Origin of the sequence: Streptomyces sp. NPDC091271 (genome assembly GCF_044757505.1) — a bacterium.
Taxonomy (GTDB): domain Bacteria; phylum Actinomycetota; class Actinomycetes; order Streptomycetales; family Streptomycetaceae; genus Streptomyces.
The window spans coordinates 1,337,670-1,354,277 of record NZ_JBIVVD010000001.1; the positions used below are offsets into that span (position 1 = coordinate 1,337,670).

At 70.1% G+C, this 16,608-nt stretch carries 12 protein-coding genes; 2 read left to right on the forward strand and 10 right to left on the reverse strand.

Features of this window, described 5'->3' with window-relative positions; all coding sequences use genetic code 11:
• Nucleotides 1–88 precede the first annotated feature (88 nt).
• Together ACIQM3_RS06365 and ACIQM3_RS06370 are read right to left on the reverse strand one after the other, a co-directional pair.
• Nucleotides 89–1,858, reverse strand: coding sequence for an amidohydrolase (locus ACIQM3_RS06365; RefSeq protein WP_401619492.1), 1,770 nt, complete (start codon nucleotides 1,856–1,858; stop codon nucleotides 89–91).
• 369 nt (nucleotides 1,859–2,227) lie between these two features.
• Complete coding sequence (locus ACIQM3_RS06370) at nucleotides 2,228–3,439, reverse strand: glycoside hydrolase family 64 protein (RefSeq protein ID WP_401620029.1); 1,212 nt, start codon at nucleotides 3,437–3,439, stop codon at nucleotides 2,228–2,230.
• 619 nt (nucleotides 3,440–4,058) lie between these two features.
• Here ACIQM3_RS06370 and ACIQM3_RS06375 point away from each other — a divergent pair.
• Together ACIQM3_RS06375 and ACIQM3_RS06380 are read left to right on the forward strand one after the other, a co-directional pair.
• A complete protein-coding gene (locus ACIQM3_RS06375; RefSeq protein WP_401619494.1) occupies nucleotides 4,059–5,642 on the forward strand; it encodes an acyl-CoA carboxylase subunit beta in 1,584 nt (527 codons plus the stop codon).
• A gap of 64 nt (nucleotides 5,643–5,706) precedes the next feature.
• Nucleotides 5,707–5,910, forward strand: a complete 204-nt coding sequence (locus tag ACIQM3_RS06380; RefSeq protein ID WP_401619497.1) for an acyl-CoA carboxylase subunit epsilon — start codon at nucleotides 5,707–5,709, stop codon at nucleotides 5,908–5,910.
• Between the two features lie 105 nt (nucleotides 5,911–6,015).
• Here the strand turns inward: ACIQM3_RS06380 and ACIQM3_RS06385 are convergent, their stop codons facing one another.
• The 8 genes from ACIQM3_RS06385 to ACIQM3_RS06420 form a co-directional block, all read right to left on the reverse strand.
• Nucleotides 6,016–6,597: an ATP/GTP-binding protein gene (locus ACIQM3_RS06385; RefSeq protein ID WP_014048542.1), complete on the reverse strand. Its 582-nt coding sequence runs from the start codon at nucleotides 6,595–6,597 to the stop codon at nucleotides 6,016–6,018.
• Nucleotides 6,578–7,267 (reverse strand): DUF742 domain-containing protein, encoded by a 690-nt coding sequence (locus ACIQM3_RS06390; RefSeq protein WP_401619500.1) that lies wholly within the window; start codon nucleotides 7,265–7,267, stop codon nucleotides 6,578–6,580. The genes ACIQM3_RS06385 and ACIQM3_RS06390 overlap by 20 nt, the downstream gene beginning before the upstream one ends.
• A gap of 89 nt (nucleotides 7,268–7,356) precedes the next feature.
• Nucleotides 7,357–7,770 (reverse strand): roadblock/LC7 domain-containing protein, encoded by a 414-nt coding sequence (locus ACIQM3_RS06395; RefSeq protein WP_006127847.1) that lies wholly within the window; start codon nucleotides 7,768–7,770, stop codon nucleotides 7,357–7,359.
• Between the two features lie 10 nt (nucleotides 7,771–7,780).
• Nucleotides 7,781–10,945 carry a nitrate- and nitrite sensing domain-containing protein gene (locus ACIQM3_RS06400; protein WP_401619503.1) on the reverse strand — a complete coding sequence of 1,055 codons (3,165 nt, stop codon included), beginning with the start codon at nucleotides 10,943–10,945 and terminating at the stop codon, nucleotides 7,781–7,783.
• 349 nt (nucleotides 10,946–11,294) lie between these two features.
• Nucleotides 11,295–11,876, reverse strand: coding sequence for an ATP/GTP-binding protein (locus ACIQM3_RS06405; RefSeq protein ID WP_015611636.1), 582 nt, complete (start codon nucleotides 11,874–11,876; stop codon nucleotides 11,295–11,297).
• Nucleotides 11,857–12,264, reverse strand: coding sequence for a DUF742 domain-containing protein (locus ACIQM3_RS06410; protein ID WP_003966010.1), 408 nt, complete (start codon nucleotides 12,262–12,264; stop codon nucleotides 11,857–11,859). The genes ACIQM3_RS06405 and ACIQM3_RS06410 overlap by 20 nt, the downstream gene beginning before the upstream one ends.
• Nucleotides 12,265–12,398: 134 nt before the next feature.
• On the reverse strand, nucleotides 12,399–12,812 hold the full coding sequence (locus ACIQM3_RS06415) for a roadblock/LC7 domain-containing protein (protein ID WP_024495006.1): 414 nt from the start codon (nucleotides 12,810–12,812) through the stop codon (nucleotides 12,399–12,401).
• Between the two features lie 9 nt (nucleotides 12,813–12,821).
• Entirely contained in the window at nucleotides 12,822–16,574 is a 3,753-nt protein-coding gene (locus ACIQM3_RS06420; protein ID WP_401619506.1) for a nitrate- and nitrite sensing domain-containing protein, read from the reverse strand.
• Nucleotides 16,575–16,608 lie beyond the last annotated feature (34 nt).

The following is a 16,608-nucleotide window of genomic DNA, read 5'->3' on the forward strand; positions in this document are numbered from 1 at the left end:
CCCCCGCCCCCCCCCCCCCCCCCGCGGGGGGGGGGGCCCCCCGGGGGCGGGGGGGGGGCCCCCCCGGGGGCCCCGGGGCCCGCGCCTCTCAGACCTGCGGCTCCAGTGCCGGCCCGAGTGAGGCGAACTTCTCCTTGCTGACGATCCGGCGCGGCGGCCACGTGATGTTCTCCGGCGGCCAGCTCTGGCCGGTCTTCTTCAGGAACCAGGCGGGTGGCTCGTACATCGGCGGCTCGTAGCCCTCCGGCAGCGCGGTCTTCCAGGTCAGGCCCTCGGTCCGCTTCTCGAACTCCTCCTTGACGCCCCGCAGCAGCTCCGGCTTCACCAGGAGGTCGACAGCCGTGGCCGCCAGATAGGCCGCGGCGGCCTTGACCGCCGCGTGGGCGGGCGCCGATCCCGCACAGGAGGCGGTCGACCAGGTGTGCATCTTCGACCCGATGGGGGCCACGGCCGCGCCCATGGAAACGGTCGGCACCTGCCAGCTGATATCGGCCACATCGGTGGAACCGCCGCCCATGAAGACCGGATTGGGCGGCGCCAGCTCACCGATCTTGTCGTGCAGGCCGCTCTCGGGCAGCCCCAGTGAGGCCTGGAGCTTTTTGGCCAGACGCTGGGCGTCCTCGGAGAAGACCGGGGGGCCGATCTGCCGCATGTTGTCGTACATCAGCTCGGCGAACGCCTTGGAAGGGAGCTGGTTCCAGCACGCCGAGGTGATCCGGTGCCGCACCGACGTGCGGCTGGCGGTCGCGGCCGCCTCCGAGACGGCGATGACCTTGTCCAGCAGTGAGGTGACCCGCTCGACGCTGCCCTCACGGACGTAGTAGGAGATCTCCGCGATCTCCGGCGTCACATTCGGGATGTCGCCGCCGTTGTTGATCACCCAGTGCAGCCGCGCCGAGGGGGCCATGCTCTCCTCGCGGAGGAACTCCGACATGGTCGCCATCATCACGGCCGCGTCCAGCGCGCTCTTGTTGCCGAGCGGGGTGCCGCCGTGGCCGGCGACCCCGAGGAAGGTGAAGGTGACGGCCGTCATCGCGTTCGACGTGCCCCAGCCGGTGGCGTTGCCGGTGGAGGGGTGCCAGTCCAGGAAGGCGTCGAGCCCGTCGTAGACGCCCTGGCTGACGGCGTACGTCTTGCCGATCAGCTGCTCCTCGGCGGTGGAGCCGAAGAACTTCACGGTCACATCGAGCTTGTGGCGCCGGGACGCCTCCGCGACGGCTGCTGCGGCGGCCGCCGCAGCGGTCCCGAGTGCACAGTGGCCGCAGCCGTGCCCGGCCCCGTAGCCCGGGGCGAACGGGTCGTGGACGTACTCCTTCGGGTCGTGCTCGCCCACCCCCTTGTTCTGGGACAGGCCGGGAAGGGCGTCGTACTCACCGCTGAAACCGATGACCGGGCCGCCCTTGCCCCGGGTGTACGTGGCGGTGAAGGCGGTCGGGAAGCCGGCCGTGCCGAACTCGACGTCGAAGCCCGCCCTGCGCAGGAAGTCGGCCTCGGCGAGGGAGGAGTTCCACTCCCGCAGGCTCAGCTCCGCGTGCTCCCAGATCTCGTCGTTCAGCCCGTTGATCCGCGACGCGTTCCGCTCGATCCAGCCGAGCGCCGTCCGCTTGGCCGCCGAGTCCTGGGCCAGCCCCTCGGGCGGGGCGTACGAGGCGGCGTCCACCGCTCCGCCGGCGGCCTCGTCCGAGGCCGCCGCCATCGCCGGATCGGCGGTCGCGCCCATCGCCGTGGTGGCTATTCCGGCGGCCCCGAGCATCTGCATGATCCGGCGGCGGCTCAGCCCGTCGCCCGTGTGTACCGCATGGTCGTGGTCGCTGGGGTCGTGCAGGTCACACACGGGCGCCTCCGAGTCCGATGGCATGTACAAGTACAGTGCCCGGCACTCTCCATTCCGGTTGTTGCGAAGTCAATAGGCCGGGATGTCGGCGGAGTTACGCGTTCCGGTGCCGGCCCCGGCGTGCATCGGACGAGAGGCCTCGGACAGGCGCGCGGAGCCGGGGAGAAGCCGTGGCGGCAGGCACATGGTGATCATTCCGGCGAGGATCAGCGCGCCGCCGGCCCATGCCACCGGCGAGAGGCGCTCGTGGAGCAGGAGTACGCCGATCAGAGCGGCGGCCAGGGGCTCGGCGAGGCTGAGCCGGCTCCGAGGAAGCCCGCGGCGCCGACGGGCGACGACGCCGGGCCCCGCCGGCCGCGACGGCGGACGACGGGGCGGGTCGTGGCGGGTGGGTCAGGAACCCACGCTCACCGTGAAGCGGCGGGGGTTGCCGTCGTGCGCCGCCCCCGACACGTCCGGCTCGCCGTCCGGGCGTACGTCGTCGTAGGGGAAGGCGTAGCCGATCGGGGAGTTCGCGTGGACGACGCGCGACCAGTGGTTGGTCACCGCACCCTTGTAGTAGTCCGCCACCGACGTGCCGTTCGGCTGGCTGGGGTGGCTGAGCATGATCGAGCGGTTGAAGCCCGCCGCGATCCTGGCCAGCAGCGCCTTCTTGTCGTCGGAGTCACCGGGGTTGTTGGTGAAGGGACCGTGGTTGCAGGTGAAGATGTCCTTCGAGGTCGGCTTGACGAACGTGTGGCCGCCCTCGAACGTCAGGGTGTCGCCGCTGACCCGGCCGGCGAGCGTGGCCCGGCCGCCCTGCAGGTCGATCCGCAGGTCGGTGGAGCGGTACTTCTCCCAGACCTCGTCGATCTGCGCGGTGAACAGATCGCGGAACGGCATCTCGGCCGGGCGGTCGAAGAACGGCGCCATCAGGTTCTGCGGCGAGATGACCCGCAGGACCTGCCCGTCCGAGCCGCGGGTGACCAGCTTGTCCCAGGGCTGCCCGTCGGAGGCCGCCTGGGCCGTGAGGTCGTCGGCGATGCGCTGGACCGCGCCGTCCGGGAGCGGGGCCACCGTGTGCGTGGTGTCGCCCTCGAGGGTCAGCCCGATCGGCAGCGCCGTCACCAGGTCGACGTAGCTGATGTTCGCGTACAGCTGCTGCGGATTGAAGGTGAACTCGCAGAACGACCAGGTCCTGCCGTAATTCGGGTCGGTGGGGGTCGCGAAGGCCGGCTCGACCAGGGACGGGCCCGGGTTGAGGTAGAAGTCCAGCTTGTCGTCGCGCACGAAGTAGACGCGCGCCCCGTACATCTGGGGCAGGGTCAGGACGACCGGGCCGGCGCCCGCGGCCTTCAGCGGGATGGCGCAGTCGACCGGCAGAGGGGTCTGCGGGGCACCGGGGGAGTCGGGGCGGTAGACGCTGCCGTCGGGGCGGAGGAGCACCCAGCGGTCCGTGCCCTGCTCGTGACCGGTGACATAGGCGTGCACCGTGCCGGGCAACGAACGGTTCTCCAGAGCCAGTTCACACGTCGCGGGGGCGGCCGACGTACGCGGGCTCAGGGCACTGCCCCAGAGGGGGTAGGTGAGCGCGGTCGCGGAGGCGGCGGCGCCCGTCAGGAACATTCTGCGCGAAATCACGGAGGAACTCCCGAGGTGTGGGGGGACGCAGACAGGGGTCATGGGTGGTGCGGGGAGGTGGAGCGGTGGGGCCGTCTGCGGTGCGCACCACTCTCGCGACGGCTCCGGTGAGCGTCAAGAGTTAGGACTGAGAGCGCTCTCAGGAAGTTGCTGTTCTTCACAACTCGACGCCGTGGAACGGCTTTTGACCACGCCTGGTCCCTCGCCGTGCGCGTGGAGTGAACAGGTGCTGAACGCGGTCGCCGCCGGACCGGGACCGGGGGCGCGCCCGTGAGGCGGGCGGGTGTTGCCCCGCTCGCCCCTCGGGGGATGCGAAACTGTGGCACCGGAGCCTGCCTCCGTGACCGGAATCCGGCGTCGGCCCCCCTGCCATTCCGGTGGGTCCGGTCGTCCGCCCCGGTGGATCCGCGGCGTGGCGCGCGAAGCGGTGTGTGGCCGGGACCACATTCTCCGCTTTGTCGAAGCCCTACAACGCAGAAGCCCTGTGAGCTGGCAGATGGGATGCATGGTGCACCACTTCTGTCAGGTGCCACCAGGAAACCGGGCAGGAGACTGTTCGGTGTGGACGGCAGGATTTGCACGGCCGGGTTCGTAGGGTCGACGTATGACCGTTGTGGACGAAATCGCGGGCGAGCCCGGTGACACGCGTGGCCGGGTGGCCGAACTGCTGGCACTGCGTGAGCAGGCCCGGCGTGGACCGAGCGACCGGGCGACCGAGGCGCAGCACGCCAAGGGCAAGCTGACGGCGCGCGAGCGCATCGAGCTGCTGCTGGACGAGGGATCGTTCAAGGAGGTCGAGCAGCTGCGCCGGCACCGGGCGACCGGCTTCGGCCTGGAGTCCAAGAAGCCGTACACCGACGGTGTCATCACCGGCTGGGGCACGGTCGACGGCCGGACGGTCTTCGTCTACGCGCACGACTTCCGGATCTTCGGCGGGGCGCTGGGCGAGGCCCATGCCACGAAGATCCACAAGATCATGGACATGGCCATCTCGGCCGGCGCCCCGCTGGTGTCGCTGAACGACGGCGCCGGGGCCCGTATCCAGGAGGGCGTCTCCGCGCTCGCCGGATACGGCGGGATCTTCCAGCGCAACACCCGGGCCTCCGGTGTCATCCCGCAGATCAGCGTGATGCTCGGCCCGTGCGCGGGCGGCGCGGCCTACAGCCCGGCGCTGACCGACTTCGTCTTCATGGTCCGTGAGACCTCGCAGATGTTCATCACCGGACCGGACGTCGTCAAGGCGGTCACCGGCGAGGAGATCACCCAGAACGGCCTCGGCGGCGCCGATGTGCACGCCGAGACCTCGGGCGTCGCGCACTTCGCGTACGACGACGAGGAGACCTGCATCGCCGAGGTCCGCTACCTGATCGGCATGCTCCCGTCCAACAACAGGGAGAACCCGCCCGTCGTCCCGAGCGACGACCCGGCCGACCGGCGGGGCGACGTCCTCCTGGACCTGGTCCCGGCCGACGGCAACCGCCCGTACGACATGCACAAGGTCATCGAGGAGCTCGTCGACGACGGCGACTTCCTGGAGGTCCACGAGCGCTGGGCCCGCAACATCATCTGTGCTCTGGCCCGGCTGGACGGCCAGGTCGTCGGCATCGTGGCCAACCAGCCGCAGGCGCTGGCCGGTGTCCTGGACATCGAGGCGTCCGAGAAGGCCGCGCGATTCGTTCAGATGTGTGATGCGTTCAACATCCCCATCGTCACTCTGCTGGACGTACCCGGCTTCCTGCCCGGCGTCGATCAGGAGCACGGTGGAATCATTCGGCACGGCGCGAAGCTGCTCTACGCGTACTGCAACGCCACCGTGCCGAGGATCTCGCTGATCCTGCGCAAGGCCTACGGAGGCGCGTACATCGTCATGGACAGCCAGTCCATCGGCGCCGACCTCACCTACGCGTGGCCGACCAACGAGATCGCGGTGATGGGCGCCGAGGGCGCCGCCAACGTCATCTTCCGCCGGCAGATCGCCGACGCCGAGGACCCCGAAGCCATGCGGGCCCGCATGGTCAAGGAGTACAAGGCCGAGCTGATGCACCCCTACTACGCGGCCGAGCGCGGCCTGGTCGACGACGTCATCGACCCCGCCGAGACGCGCGAGGTACTGATCGCCTCACTCGCGATGCTCCGCAACAAGCACGCAGACCTGCCGTCGCGCAAGCACGGCAACCCCCCGCAGTAGTCGCCGGCCACAGCGGCGACCCCGCCCACCTCCCGCGACCACTGCCCAGAAGACGGAGACATCCATGAGCGTCACCCCCGCCGATTCGGTCCTTCGCGTCGAGAAGGGCCAGGCCGGCCCCGAGGAGCTCGCCGCCATCACCGCGGTCCTGCTCGCCCGTGCGGCCGCACAGCCGGACGCACCGTCCCACCGTGGCCGCAGCACCGCCGGATGGCGCCGTCTGGAGCGCACCCCCGGCTTCCGCGCCCCGCACAGCTGGCAGGGCTGAGAACGGCCGCTGAGGCCGCTCCATGGCCCACCGGGCCCCCTTCACACCGAAGGCCCCGTACTCCTTGCGAGGAGTGCGGGGCCTTCGCCGTGTGCGGCGGCGGGGTCAGCGCAGGCGGGCCATGAGGGCGTGCTCGACCAGGGTGATCAGCGCGCTCTTGGCGTCGGCGCGGTGCCGGGCGTCCGTGGTGAGGATCGGGGTGTCCGGGCCGATCTGGAGGGCTTCGCGTACTTCGTCGGGTGTGTAGGGCTGGTGTCCGTCGAAGCCGTTGAGGGCGATGACGAAGGGGAGGCCGCTGTTCTCGAAGTAGTCGACGGCTGGGAAGCAGTCGGCGAGGCGGCGGGTGTCGACGAGGACGACGGCGCCGATGGCGCCGCGGACCAGGTCGTCCCACATGAACCAGAAGCGGTCCTGTCCGGGGGTGCCGAACAGGTAGAGGATCAGGTCCTGGTCCAGGGTGATGCGTCCGAAGTCCATGGCCACCGTGGTGGTGGTCTTGTCCCCGGTGTGGGTCAGGTCGTCGATGCCCGCGGACGCGGACGTCATCACGGCTTCGGTGCGCAGCGGATTGATCTCCGAAACGGCACCGACAAACGTGGTCTTACCCACGCCGAAGCCCCCTGCCACCACGATCTTCGCCGAGGTAGTGGAGCGGGCCGCTCCGCCGCTAGAGCTTGCGAAGTCCACTGAGCACCCTTTCGAGCAGTGTCACATCTGGTTGGCCGCCGGCGGCCTCGTCGCCGCCGGGCTGATGGATAGCGACGAGTCCGGCCTCGGCCAGGTCGGCGACGAGGATCCGGGCAACGCCGAGGGGGATCGAGAGAAGGGCCGAGACCTCGGCCACCGACTTGATCTCGATGCAGAGCCGGCAGATCCGCTGGTGCTCGGGCAGCTGCCCTTGCAGCCGGGAAGGATCGGCCGTGGTGCTGACCAGCGCCTCGATGGCGAGCTGGTACCGAGGCCGGGTCCGGCCGCCGGTCATGGCGTACGGACGGACCAGCGGGTTGTGCGCCGCGGGCTTCGACGGCTGGGGGGCCTGCCGCTGGACCGGCTGGATGCGCGACGGCGGAGCCTCGTACCGCTGCGGAGGCTGCTGCTCGTGCTGCGGCTGCTGGTAGTGCTGCGGCTGCTCGTGCTGCGGGTAGTGCGGCTGCTGCTGCGGCCACCCGGAGCCCGGCTGCTGAGGCTGCTGCTGCCAGTTGCCCTGCTGGGGCTGCTGGTAGGGCTGATACGGCTGATAAGGGTCTTGCGAACCCTGTCTGCCGGGCATGGAGGGGTTGTCGAAACGATTGTCACCCTGCTCACCCGGAACCCGCTGACCGCCCTCGTACGGGTGTCCGCCTGTGGGTGCTGCCACGTTTCCTCCTCCGACTGCCGTTCGCCATCCCAGTGGTGCCGCGCCACCGCACCTTATGGCGCGGTGACGAGAAACGCACTGTCCGTCTATTAGTTAAGAAGACTTCCCTGGAGTTCGGCGCGGAGATCCGGGGTAAGAACACTTCCTGCACGGTCCACGAGAAGTGCCATTTCGTACCCAACCAGACCGATATCGGCGTCCGGGTGGGCGAGGACAGCGAGTGAGGATCCGTCAGAGATGGACATGATGAAGAGGAATCCTCGCTCCATCTCCACAACGGTCTGATTCACGGCACCGCCTTCGAAGATCCGTGAAGCACCCGCGGTGAGCGACGTCAGACCGGAGGCGACAGCCGCCAGCTGGTCGGCGCGGTCCCGTGGGAAACCTTCGGACATCGCCAGCAGGAGTCCGTCGGCGGAGACCACCACCGTGTGCGACACCCCAGGGGTGTTGTCCACGAAGTTGGTGATCAACCAGTTCAGATTCTGCGCCGCCTGGCTCATCGGGCTCACACTAACGCTCCTGGTTGTAGGTATTACTTGCGTCCGACCCCGCGGTCCGTCCCCGCAGGACACCACGCCGCAGGTTGCTCAACCTGCCGCGCACGTCCTCAGGGGCGCGGGAGACCTGTGGGCCGCCCTGCTGGGTCTGCTCCGCCGTGCCCTCGACCAGATTGGCCTTGGGCACGCGCCGGGGGAGTCCGGAAGGAGTGATCCCGCCCGCCTTCGGATCCCGGAGCTTCTCGGCCCGCTCCCAGCGCTCGTCGTTCGACGAACGCCAGTCGTCGGGCCTTTCCCCGTCGGCATGCTGCGCCTGCGGCTGTTCCTGCTGCGGCCGCTGCCGCTGCTCGGGTGCGGCAGGCTGATCGTTTCCGCGGCCGGTGGGCTGCCAGTGCTGCTGGCCGGCACCCCGGCGCGGGAGGCCCGCCTCGGTCAGGTCCTGACCGGGGTTCGGGGTGGGCCCCGGGCGGTCGAAGCCTACGCGGTCCGGTGTCTCCGCGGGAGCGCTCGGGGCCGCTTCCGCCAGGGGCTCGAACGCCCCCTGGTAGGAACCCTGGTCCGCCCAGTCGCCCTGGTGGGGGAGCCCCTCCTGCGGGGCGAACTGGTCGGCGTACTGCTCCTGCCGGCCGTCCGGAGCGGCGTACGCGGCTTCCGTGTAGGTGTTCTGCTGCGGGTCCTGGTAGCCGTTCCCGGCGGCGTACGGGTCGTAGCCGCCCTCGTAACCGGGCTGCGCGTAACCCTGCTGCTGCTCGGGGGCGTACTGCTCCTGCGTGTACTGCTCCGGGGTGTACTCCTGCCGCTGCCCGGCACCGTCGTCCTGGAAGGACGGGCGCTCGCCGCCTGTCTGCGCCTCCAGCGCCGCCCGCCGCTCCTCACGCATGAGCGAACGGTTCACCGGGTCGAGCTGCGGGGAGTCGGCCACCGAGGTGTCGTAGCGCGAGTCGTCGAAGCCGAGCTCCGCCGCCGTACGCATCGGAACCTGCTGCGGCATCGGGTCGAACGTCTGCTGCTGCTCGGACATGATGGAGGAGACCGTGAAGTCGTCCTGCGGGAGCCCCTCGCCACCGCCACCGTGGGTGATGGCGTCCGGCAGCATGACCAGCGACGTGGTCCCCGCCTGCTCGCCCGAGGGCCGCAGCTGGACGCGGATGCCGTGCCGGTCGGCCAGCCGGCCGACCACGAAGAGACCCATCCGCTGGGACACCGCGGCGTCCACGGTCGGCGGGTTGGCCAGCTTGTGGTTGATGTCCGCGAAGTCCTCGGCCGTGAGACCGATTCCCTTGTCGTGGATCTCGACCATGACGCGGCCGTCGGGGAGCCGGGTCGCGGTGACCCGGACCTTGGTCTGCGGCGAGGAGAACGTGGTGGCGTTCTCCAGCAGCTCGGCCAGCAGGTGCACGAGGTCGGTCACGGCCTGGCCGTGGATCTCGCTCTCCGGGACACCGGTGAGCTCGATGCGCTCGTAGGACTCCACCTCGGAGGAGGCGGCCCGCAGCACGTCGACGAGCGGCACCGGCTGGTTCCAGCGGCGGCCGGGCTCCTCGCCCGCGAGGACGAGGAGGTTCTCACCGTTGCGGCGCATACGGGTGGCCAGGTGGTCCAGCTTGAAGAGGCTCTCCAGCTGGTCCGGGTCGGCCTCGTTGTTCTCCAGGTCGGTGATGAGGGTCAGCTGGCCCTCGATGAGCGACTGGTTGCGGCGCGACAGGTTGGTGAAGATCGCGTTGACGTTGCCCCGGAGCATGGCCTGCTCGGCGGCGAGCCGGACCGCCTCGCGGTGCACCTGGTCGAAGGCGCGGGCGACCTCGCCGATCTCGTCCTGGCTGTTGATCGGGATCGGCTGCACCCGGGTGTCCACTCGGCCCGGCTCGGTCCGCGACAGCTGGTCGACCAGCATCGGCAGCCGCTGCTCGGCGATGCCGAAGGCGGCGGTACGCAGCTGGCGCATCGAGCGGCTCATCTGGCGGGCCATGAGACCGGCGATGATGAAGGCGGCCAGCAGCGAGATGATCACGATCGCCGCGTTGACGATGGCGTCGTTCCTGGCGTCGGTCGAGATCTCCGCCGCCTCGGTCACGGCCTTGTCGACGAGCTCGTTCTCGACCGTGGTGTAGCCGTCGAACTTCGCCGTGGCCGCGGCCATCCAGGTCTCGGGGGTGATGCCCTTGGCCTTCAGGGCGTCGGGCTGCTTGCCCTGCCCGATCTGCTGGGCCATGCCGTCGAAGACCGAACCGTCGATGCTCGGAGGCGCCACGAAGGGCTTGCCGGCGGCCTTGGCCTGCGCCTCGGCGGCCTTCAGCTGCTTGGCTCCCTCGGCGGCCTTGCCGGCCATGACCTGCTTGAGCCGGGCGGCGTCGGCCTCCGTACCACCGGAGACGAACTCGCCGAGGGCGATCTGCTCCAGGTAGTTGTACGAGCTGAACGCCGTGACCTGGCCGTTGAAGTTACGTTCCTCCTGGCTCGGGCGCACCAGCAGGTGCATACCGATCGAGCGCTGGAGCGACGCGGCGGCCTTGGACAGCTCGATCGCGTACACGGTCCGGCCGTAGCTGGTGATGTTGCCGGTACCCAGGCCGAGCTCGTTGGAGAACTCCATCAACGAGTGCTGGACCTTGGTGTAGCCCTCTTCCGTCTTCACCGGGTCCATCGCCTCGGCGTAGGCGGCCTTGCGCAGCTCGGGAAGGAGCGGCTCCTCCACCTTGAACAGCTTCAGCCGGCGGTGGAGGCCCTCCTTGTCCGGCATGTTCTGCACGGCGGAGTCGAACTTCGACGCGGCCGCGTCCGTGGTGGCGCGCACCTGCTCCACCTCGGCGGCGGTGCGCTTGTTGGACAGCAGCGGTTCGGCGGTGAGGTCGCGCTCGTTCAGCAGCGCCTGCCCGTACGCCGCCGCGGCGCGGACGACCAGGGCCGTCTTCTCGGCGTCCTGGGCCTCGTTCCAGGTGTCCACGGACCCCTTCACCTGGAAGCCGCCCATGACAAGGCCGACGAGTGCCGGGATCAGGAGAATCGCGTTCAGCCGGGTGGGCACCCGCCAGTTCCGCGGTGACAGCCGGCTGGTGCTGCCGCCTGCCGGTTCCGCCTCGGACGACGTGTCCGCGGGCGGGGACAGCGCGGCGCGCGGCGGCGGCGTGAAGTTGCCCCGCTCCGGCTGGGCCGCGGAGCCCTCGTTGCTTCGCCTCACTCGACCAACAACCTCTCGGCGTCGGCACCTACGTTGTGCCGGATTATCGTTCAGGAGCCGTACTACTGGGTAGTTCGAGGCATTGCAGCACGCCGACCGGTCGCGTTCCAAACAGTCGGAATGAGTGATTCCGACTGTGACCCGGCGTCGATAAAACGGGCATAAAGAGCGAGCCCCGTCAAAAGGCGAGGCTCGTATGAGCGCAGTGGTACCGGTCGTGCGCGTCGGGTGTTGATGGGGCTCCAATTCTCTGTCGAAATGTTATGAACACGGGGGCGGATCGTGTCAAAGGACACAGGCCGCCCCCGTGTGACTACAGCAAGTTCCGTAGATCGCTACCGACTTACGGCTACTTCAGCCGGGCCATCAACGCGTGCTCGACCAGGGTGATCAGGCCGCTCTTGGCATCCGCACGGTGCCGGGCGTCCGTCGTGATGATCGGGGCGTCGGGGCCGATCTGGAGGGCTTCGCGTACTTCGTCGGGTGTGTAGGGCTGGTGTCCGTCGAAGCCGTTGAGGGCGATGACGAAGGGGAGGCCGCTGTTCTCGAAGTAGTCGACGGCTGGGAAGCAGTCGGCGAGGCGGCGGGTGTCGACGAGGACGACGGCGCCGATGGCGCCGCGGACCAGGTCGTCCCACATGAACCAGAAGCGGTCCTGTCCGGGGGTGCCGAACAGGTAGAGGATCAGGTCCTGGTCCAGGGTGATGCGTCCGAAGTCCATGGCCACCGTGGTGGTGGTCTTGTCCCCGGTGTGGGTCAGGTCGTCGATGCCCGCGGACGCGGACGTCATCACGGCTTCGGTGCGCAGCGGATTGATCTCCGAAACGGCACCGACGAACGTGGTCTTACCCACGCCGAAGCCCCCTGCCACCACGATCTTCGCCGAAGTGGTAGCGCGGGCCGTACCGCCGCTAGAGCTTGCGAAGTCCACTGAGCACCCTTTCGAGCAGTGTCACATCCGGCGCGCCGCCGGCCTCTCCGTTGCCCGGCTGGTGGATGGCCACCATGCCGGCTTCCGCCAGGTCCGCGACGAGGATCCGCGCCACGCCGAGGGGCATGGACAGCAGGGCCGAGACCTCGGCCACCGACTTCACCTCGCGGCACAGGTGGCAGATCCGCTGGTGCTCGGGGAGCAGGGTCCCGAGGTGGGCGGGGTCCGCTGTGGTGCTGACCAGTGCCTCTATCGCGAGCTGATAGCGAGGCCGGGTCCGGCCGCCGGTCATGGCGTACGGACGGACCAGCGGCTGGTCACCTTCACCGTCGTACGACGCGTGGTGCAGTGCGCCGTACGGATCAGGTGAGGCGGGTGGCGGGGTCATAAATCCTCCGGGCGTGACAGCAGGGTGTCGGCTTGCCGTCTGAAGGTGGCCGGTGAGGGGCTGTGTCGGCCGGACGGGTGAGGGTTTTGAGTAGTACCTGGGGGGATCGCGTCAAGTGGCTGCCGCATGGCCGTCTAGTGGAGCAGACTTCCTTGTAGTTCGGCACGGAGATCAGGGGTGAGGACGGTCCCCGCTCGGTCTACGAGGAGTGCCATCTCGTACCCCACCAGACCGATGTCCGCGTCCGGGTGGGCGAGGACGGCGAGTGACGAGCCGTCGGAGACGGACATGAGGAAGAGGAAACCTCTCTCCATCTCCACGACCGTCTGGCTCACGGCGCCGCCTTCGAAGATCCGTGAAGCACCCGCGGTCAGCGACGTCAGACCGGAGGCGACAGCCGCCAGCTGGTCGGCGCGGTCGCGCGGGAAACCTTCGGACATCGCCAGCAGCAGGCCATCCGCGGAGACCACCACCGTGTGGGACACCCCCGGGGTGTTGTCCACGAAATTGGTGATCAGCCAGTTCAGATTCTGCGCGGCCTGACTCATGGGGCTCAACTAACGCTCCTGCTGGTGAGTGGGGCCGAGTTGGAAACTGCCGGTAGACGAGCCGGTGTTGGCCTGTCGTCCCTGCTGGATGCCCCGGCGGAGATTGGTGAGACGCCCGCGTACGTCATCCGGCGCACGCGAAACCTGAGGTCCGGACTGATGATTCTGCTGTTGAGCAGTGCCCGGCACCAAATTGGCACGTGGGACACGGCGCGGCAGTCCGGAAGTGGTGATCCCGCCGGCGGCGGGCTTCTTGACCCGCTCCGCCTGCCGCACGAGGTCGTCGTTGGGCGAAGCACGCCATGAACTGGTGGCTCCGGTGTCGGCCGCACCACGCCGCGGCATGGGCGGAGGCGGGGTGCCGGCGGGCTGGGGAGCGGCCGGTGCCTGCGGCTCCGCGGCGGGCGGCTGCTGGCCACCCTGCTGCGGTCCGTGGAACCAGTTCGTCTCCAGCGTGTCGTACAGCGGCGTACGCCCGTCACCGGGACCGGCCGGCGGCAGCTCCCCGGGCTGCTGCGGCAGGGCCGGGCGCTGCGGCAGTTCACCCGCGGAGGGGGCCGGCGGACGCGGTGCGCCGAAGTCGGCGTTGTCGCGGCGGCGCGGTGCCGGGGCCTGCGGGCCCTGGGCACCGAAGCCCTGGTCCTGCTGGGGGCGGTTGCCGAAGCCCTGGTCCTGCGGCATCGGGGCGTTGAAGTCCGGGCGGGCGAACTGCGCGGTGCTCGCCGGGTCCCCCTGCGGGACGTGAGGAGCCTGCGGTGCCTGCGGTGCCGAGAAGTCCGGGCGGGCGAACTCCGCGGTGGCCCCGGGGCCCTGACGGTCGTTCATCGGCGGACGCTGGTTCGGCGGGCTGAACGGCTGGTTCGGGCCGGAGGTGCCCGGCCGGGTGAACCGGCCTGCCTCGTGCTCCTCGTGACCACGCGGCGAGTCCGGCTGCGTGCTCCGGGGGGCACCCTGCTCCTCGACACCCCAGCTCGTGCTCTGCGGGCGCTGAGGCTGCGGGTTGCCGCCGGGCAGCTCGGCCCGGGGGCCGCCGGAGGGCGGCAGCTGGCGGCCGGGGCCGCCGGGCTGCTGCGGGCCGCCCTGGCCGGGCTGGTTGCCCTGGCCGAGCTGGGCCTGCTGCGGCTGCGGAGCCTGACGTCCGGGCTGGCCGCTCTGCTGGCCGGAGTGGCCGAAGAGGTTGGGCCGGCCCGAGTCGGCACCGGCCGAGGGGTCCTGCGGGGGGCGTGCGCCAGGCCGGGCGCCGCCGGCGAAGGCACCGGCGAGGCCGCCGCCCTGGCGGGGAGCGTCGGAACGGCCCTGGCCGGGCAGGCCGGGTCCCTGCTGGCCCGGGTTCTGCTGGCCGGGTCCTTGCTGCGGCGGACGCGGTCCGCTGTCACGCGTGGGCAGTCCGCCGTCACGCGTGGGCAGCGCGGCCCGGGGGGCCGAGCCCGCGCCGACCTGGCCGCGCGGGGCGGCCGAGCCCAGACCCTTGGCCGGAGCCGCGGGAGGACCGGAGAGCCCGGGACGCTGGCCGCCCGCGGCCGGAGCGCCGGCGCCGGCGAGGAGCCCGCCCGGGGCGCCGCCCTGCGGGCCCTTGCCCTGCTGGCCCGGCTTCGACGGCTGCTTGCCGCCGTGCGCGACCTCCATGGGCAGCATGACCAGTGCGGTCGTACCTCCGGAGTCGGAGGGCCGCAGCTGGATGCGGATGCCGTGACGCAGGGACAGCCGGCCGACCACGAAGAGACCCATGCGGCGGGAGACCGAGACGTCCACGGTGGGCGGCGAGGCGAGCCGCTCGTTGATCGCGGCCAGGTCCTCGGGGGAGAGGCCGATGCCGGTGTCGTGGATCTCGACGAGCACACGGCCGTCGGGCAGCGCGTGACCGGTGACGCGGACCTTCGTCTGCGGCGAGGAGAACGACGTGGCGTTCTCCAGCAGCTCGGCGAGGAGGTGCACGAGGTCGTTGACGACGCGGCCGGCGACCTCGGTGGCGGGCACCGCGGCCAGTTCGATGCGTTCGTACTGCTCCACCTCGGAGGCGGCGGCACGGAGCACGTCGACCAGCGGCACGGGGCGGGTCCAGCGGCGGCCGGGCTCCTCGCCCGCGAGGACGAGGAGGTTCTCGCCGTTACGGCGCATGCGGGTCGCGAGGTGGTCGAGCTTGAAGAGCGAGGACAGCTGGTCCGGGTCGGCCTCGCGGGACTCCAGTTCGGAGATGAGCGAGAGCTGACGCTGGATGAGCCCCTGGCTGCGGCGCGAGAGGTTGGTGAACATCGCGTTGACGTTGCCTCGCAGCAGCGCCTGCTCGGCGGCCAGTCGGACCGCCTCGCGGTGCACGTCGTCGAAGGCCGCGGCCACCTGGCCGATCTCGTCCCGGGAGTGCACACCGACCGACTCGACGGAGGTGTCGACGTCCTGCGGGTCCGTCTCGGAGAGCTGGCGGACGAGCTCGGGCAGCCGGTCCTGGGCGACCCGGGTCGCGGTGTCCTGCAGCCGTCGCAGGGAGCGGATCATGGACCGCGCCACGACGAAGGCGCCGACCAGCGACACACCGAGGACGATCAGGATGATCGCACCGTTGAGGATCGCGTCGCGCTGCGACTCCTCCTTGAGCTCGCGGGCCTTGCTCTCCATCTCACCGAGGAGCGTCTGCTCGATGGTCTTCATGGCCACGAGCTTGTTGGAGCTCTGGTCGTACCAGTCCATGTACGTACGCGTCTTGCCGCTGCCCTCCATGCCCAGGGGGCTGTCGAGCACCTTCTTCGCGTACATGTCGGCGGCGGTTATCTCGGGATTCCCGTTGTCCAGCGGCGCCAGCAGCTCGGCGGAGCTCTTGCCGGTGGACTCGTAGGTCGTCTCGAAGGTCTTGAGGGTCGTGCTCGCCTTGCCGAGGGCGTTGCGGCCGAACGCCTGGTCGTTGTCGTTCAGGTGCGTCTTGGTGCTGTCGCCGCCCGGCAGTGCCGCGGCGATGATGGCGCGCTCGACGGAGGCGTACTCCTTCGAGGAGGAGAAGGCGGCCAGCGCACGCGTCCGCTTGATCATCTCCGGGCTGCTGGTGGCCTGCGCCATGTCCTGCGAAAGGCTCAGCAGCGACGTGATCAGCTGGCTGTACTGGTCGATCGTGTTGAGACTCGGGCTGTTCCCGGCGTACGCGTCCTTGCGGATGCTGGTGATGTTGCCCAGCTGCGTGCCGATCTGGCTGACGCTCGCGTGGATGCTGTCCAGGGCCGCGTCGCCGGGGGTGTTGCCGATCTCGTCGGTCGCCTCGAAGAAGGCGGCCTTGGCTCGGTCGGTGCGCTCCCGGGGCTGGGTGACCTTGTAGTCGGTCGCCTTCACGCCGTTCGACAGCGGGCCGGCCGACTTGTCGCGCTCCTCCTGGAGCGCGTTGGCGAGCGCGGTCGCCTTCTTGGTCATCTGGGTCAGGAGCTGCATGTGCTCCAGCTGGTCCATGTCGTTCATGGACTCGTTGATCCGCAGTCCGCCCAGGGTGGTCGCCGCGACCACGGGGAGGGCGAGCAGGGAGACCAGACGGGTGCTGATGCGCCAGTTGCGCAGCGCCAGCCGTGAACCGGCGGAGGTGGGACCGACCGGCTTCAGGGGCGGCGGCGTGGCCTCCGCGCTGCCGATGCTCGTCGTGCCGGAGCGCTGGGCGCGGTCGCCGCCGTCACCGGACGCACCGGGATTCTGGGCGTGCTGGGGCGAGGAACCGCGGTCGTTCCCGCCGCGCGGCTCCTGATCCGCCGGAGTTTCCCCTCGGCCCTGGCGGGGCTGGGGCGACCCCATGCCATCCCTCTTGAAACGTCCCTGCACTAGCGTC